Annotated in this window: 3 protein-coding genes; all 3 read right to left on the reverse strand. The window is 65.6% G+C overall.

The window, feature by feature from the left end:
* Positions 1 to 428: 428 nt before the first annotated feature.
* The 3 genes from MU407_RS13620 to MU407_RS13630 are packed head-to-tail and all read right to left on the reverse strand — an operon-like array spanning position 429 to position 3,788.
* On the reverse strand, positions 429 to 1,838 hold the full coding sequence (locus tag MU407_RS13620; RefSeq protein WP_246958289.1) for an extracellular solute-binding protein: 1,410 nt from the start codon (positions 1,836 to 1,838) through the stop codon (positions 429 to 431).
* Positions 1,835 to 2,758 (reverse strand): carbohydrate ABC transporter permease, encoded by a 924-nt coding sequence (locus MU407_RS13625; protein ID WP_246958290.1) that lies wholly within the window; start codon positions 2,756 to 2,758, stop codon positions 1,835 to 1,837. The genes MU407_RS13620 and MU407_RS13625 overlap by 4 nt, the downstream gene beginning before the upstream one ends.
* A gap of 16 nt (positions 2,759 to 2,774) precedes the next feature.
* On the reverse strand, positions 2,775 to 3,788 hold the full coding sequence (locus MU407_RS13630; protein ID WP_246958292.1) for a sugar ABC transporter permease: 1,014 nt from the start codon (positions 3,786 to 3,788) through the stop codon (positions 2,775 to 2,777).
* Positions 3,789 to 4,163 lie beyond the last annotated feature (375 nt).

Consider the following 4,163-nt stretch of genomic DNA (forward strand, 5'->3'; position numbering starts at 1 on the left):
GGCAGAGCGCGCGCAGGCGGGGAGCGAGGCGGGGCGGACAGGGAGCGGCCCACCGCCGGAGGCCAGCGAGAGGCGGGGGGACAAGGGCGCCGCGCGGCAGAGCGCGCAGAAGGGCGGGGGGGCCCTGGGCGGGGGCACCAAGGGGCCGGGGGGGAGCGGGCGGGGGGGGGGGGGGCGCGTCCCCGGGGGCGGGCGGGGGGGGGGGGGGGGGGGGGCGCGGGGGGCGGGGCCCGGCCGGGGGCGGGGGGGGGGGGGGCCCCCCCCGGCGGGGGGGGCCCCCGCCGTGCCCGCCACGGGCGCACACACGACAAATGTCGGGTTCCGTGGCATGTTCTGTGCGAATATGCCACGGAACCCGACATTTGCGTCCATATCGACGGAGGGGCCCGCTTGACGGAGCGGCCCGATCGACGGAGGGGTCCTGCGCCTCACTCCTCCACGTCGGAGACGTCGAAGTTCGGATCCGGCTCGCCGAAGCCCTCGGGCAGCTCGATCGGGCAGAACTGCTGCATCGTCGGGTCCACGTAGGCCTGCGCCTCCTTGACCAGGTTCTCGGGAGTGTCCGAGCCCTGGTTCAGGGAGCCCTGCATGGTGAACATCGCATCCCACAGCTTGGTGCCCACCGGCAGCGGCGGCCGGGACTTCGCCACGGCCATGAGCTCCACGAAGAACTTGATGTCGCGGTTCCAGCCCTCGGGATCCTTGACCGTCTCGATGTTCGTGGGGATGCGGCTGATCTGGGGCATCATGATCTTCTGCCCCTCGTAGCCGGCGTAGAACTTGAAGAAGTCCCAGGCAGCCTTGGACATGCTCGCACCCTTGGGCATCGCCAGGGCGAAGCCGCCGGCCCACGTGAAGGGGTCATCGCCCTCGTTCGGGACCGGCAGGTGCGTGACCTGGTAATCCATATCCGGCTTGTAGTCAGCCTGGCCCTGCACGCCCCACGGGCCGGAGATCTGGAACAGCTGCCGGTCCGAGAAGAACGAGGTCTGCGTGGGCGGGGCGTTCGGCGGCTGGTAGGTCGCCTTGAAGGCATCCAGGCGGTGGAAGTCCAGCCGCTCCACCCAGCCGCGGTACATCGTCGCAACGTCGAGCATCTCCTGGGTGTCCAGGAGCATCTTGCACTCCTCATTGGAGAAGAAGTCGACGTCATTGGCCATCGCCCACATCAGCAGTGAGGCCTGGTCATCCCAGGGGATCCACGTCACGCGCTCATAGGTGCCGCGCTTGTCCTGGACGCTGAACTGCTCCTCGATCTCCCACAGCTGGTCGTAGCTCATGGGCCCGTTCTCGGGATCCAGCAGATCCAGATCGATCCCGGCATCCCGCGCGAGGTCCATGTTGACGTACATGCCGCGGGTGTCGGTGTCCATCGGCAGGCCGTAGTACTGGCCGTCGTAGTAGAGCTCATCGGTGGCGAACTTGACCCACCCGGACATGAACTCCTCGGGGCTCATGCCCTCATGCTCCTCGATGAGCCCATCGATGGGCTCGAGCAGTCCGAGTGAGGCGAACTGTGCTCCGTTGAAGCGGTCCAGGAAGTAGATGTCCGGGCCGGTGCGACCGCGCACGGCAGTGATGACGCTCGAGGCGTCGCCCTGACCGTTGGAGGGCACCTGCGAGACCTGGATCTTCACATCCGGGTTCTGTTCGGTGAAGGCCTCGACGACCTCCATCTCCTTCTCGGCGTCGGAGGCCCAGATGCCCCACATCTTCACGACATTGGGGTCGCGCTCCTCGCCGACGGGACGGTTGGTGCAGCCGACGATCGAACCGCCAGCGATGGTGACGGAGGCACCCGCGCCGAGGGCCTTCAGCAGGGTTCGACGGTTGATCACTTGAAACCTCCCAGGGTGATGCCGCTGATGAAGTACCTCTGGAAGGCGAAGAAGAGAATCACCAGCGGGATGAGCACCAGGAACGACGCGGCCATCAGCAGGTTGAAGGGCACGTCCTGGTTGTTGACGGAGCGGAAGACCTGCATACCGATGGACAGCGTCTGCTTGTTCTGGTCCTGCAGGTAGATCAGCGGTCCCATGAAATCGTTCCAGGTGCCCACCGCGGCGAAGATCGCGATGACGGTCACGGCCGGACGGGCCGTGGGGAACACGATCCGCCAGGCGATGCCCCACTCCGAGGCGCCGTCCACGCGGGCGGCGTCCATCATGTCCCGGGGGACCTGCAGCATGAACTGGCGCAGCAGGAAGGTGAAGAAGCCGCCGGCGAACAGGGCCGGCAGGATCAGCGGAACCCACGTGTTGACGAAGCCGAGTGAGGCCCAGAAGTCGAACATCGGGATCAGGGTGACGGGGAAGGGAAGGAACAGCGTCGCCAGAACGATGAAGAACACCTTGTTGCGGCCCGGCCAGTCGATGCAGGCGAAGCCGTAGGCGACGATGAAGTTGGAGATCACGCTGAACACGACGACGCTGACCGTGATGATCAGGCTGTTGCGGAAGAACAGCCAGAACGGCATCACAGTGACGGCGTCGGAGAAGTTCTCCCAGCGGAACTCATGCGGGAAGAGCGTGGGCGGGAACATCGCCAGCTCCTCCGGGGTCTTCAGCGCCGAGATGAGCATCCAGTACAGCGGCAGGGAGAATAGCGCCAGCACGAGCAGGATCACGATGCGGGAGATCCAGGCGCTGAGAGCGCCCTGCCGGGAGCCATCGCGGTTGCGCCCGTAGTTCGAGCGGGACTTGATCGGGGCGCCCTGTGGAACGTTGCCGCCTGGCGTCATGGTCTGGGTCATGGTCATGGTGAGGTCCTCCTTCTCAGCCGGCCGAGACGTCGTAGTTCACGAACCGGCGGGAGAGCCAGTAGATGAGTCCGGCCAGCACCATGCCGAACAGGAACAGCAGCACCGCGAGCGCCGAGGCGAAGCCCAGCTGCCCGTAGGAGAAGGCGTTGCGGTAGAGGTACAGCATGTAGAACAGCGTGGAGTTGTCCGGGCCGCCGTTGGTCATGATGTACGCCTCGGTGAACACCATCATCGCGCCGGAGACACCCGTGATCAGGTTGAACAGGATGGTGGGGGTGAGCAGCGGGATGGTGATGGACATGAACTGGCGGAACTTGCCAGCACCGTCGATGCGCGCCGCCTCGTACAGGGTCTCCGGGATATTGCGCAGACCCGCCAGATAGATCAGGGCCGCATTACCGGCGCCCAGCTGCGCCATGACGATCATGACGATCTTCGCGTAGCGCGGCTCGCCCAGCAGGTTCGTATCGGGCATGCCGAACAGGCCCAGGAACTGGTTCACGATGCCGAACTGGGGGTTGACGAACACGATGAAGATGAACGACATCGCGAACATCGGGATCAGCGAGGGCAGGTACAGCAGGGTGCGGTACAGCGCCACCTCACGCACGTTGCGGTTCATCGCCAGCGCCAGCAGCAGCGCCACGACCAGGCCGATCGGCACCGCCAGGAACATGTAGTACACCGTGTTGTAGACCGCGGTGTGCACCAGCGGATCCTGAAAGGCCGAGATGTAGTTCTGCAGGCCGATGAAGGTCGGGGTCTGCATACCGGAGTACTGGGTGAGGCTGATGACGAAGGAATACACCAGCGGGTAGATGACGAAGACCGCCACGCCGATGATCCACGGCGAGATGAACAGCAGTCCGTTGCGCAGATTGCGCTTCTCGCGCAGGGTCATTTTGCGCTTCCCGCTGCGGCCCCCGCTGCTGCGGGTTCCGGTCCTCTCTCTGGTCTCTCCCGCGGATCGCGCACCGGGGGAACCGGTCACGGTGGGATCCGCGGCGACGCCGTCGCTCGCGCTCATCGTTCCTCCTATCGGGGCTCGCCGCGGAGAGGGCCGCGACGGACAGGCTGGGACGGTTGGGCGTCGGTGCCCCGCGCTCCACAGCTCCACGGACCGCGTCGTCCCATGTGAGGAAGGTTACTCACACCGATGGACAAATGCAATGAGCGCGTGCGCGTGGCGTCGGCCACGACCTTGGTGACGTGTACTGTGAAGCGGGGCACACGGTCAGGGGAGAGAACCGGTGTGCCTGCTCGGAGGTACGCCAGCTACCCTCGGGCTTTCATCGTTGAGGTGTCCGAGGGGTGGTCGTAGACGCGGAAAGGTGCTCCTGACCTGGAAGAATAGGGCTTACTTAGGGTCCAATTCTCCAAGGTCGAAGGAGCACCTTCAGGG

The sequence above is a fragment of the Brachybacterium sp. Marseille-Q7125 genome (assembly GCF_023062615.1).
Classification (GTDB): Bacteria; Actinomycetota; Actinomycetes; order Actinomycetales; family Dermabacteraceae; genus Brachybacterium.

Coding starts and splice junctions, on each gene's coding strand:
- MU407_RS13625 (WP_246958290.1), bottom strand. CDS start 2,758: ATGACCATGACCCAGACCATGACGCCAGGCGGCAACGTTCCACAGGGC.
- MU407_RS13630 (WP_246958292.1), bottom strand. CDS start 3,788: ATGAGCGCGAGCGACGGCGTCGCCGCGGATCCCACCGTGACCGGTTCC.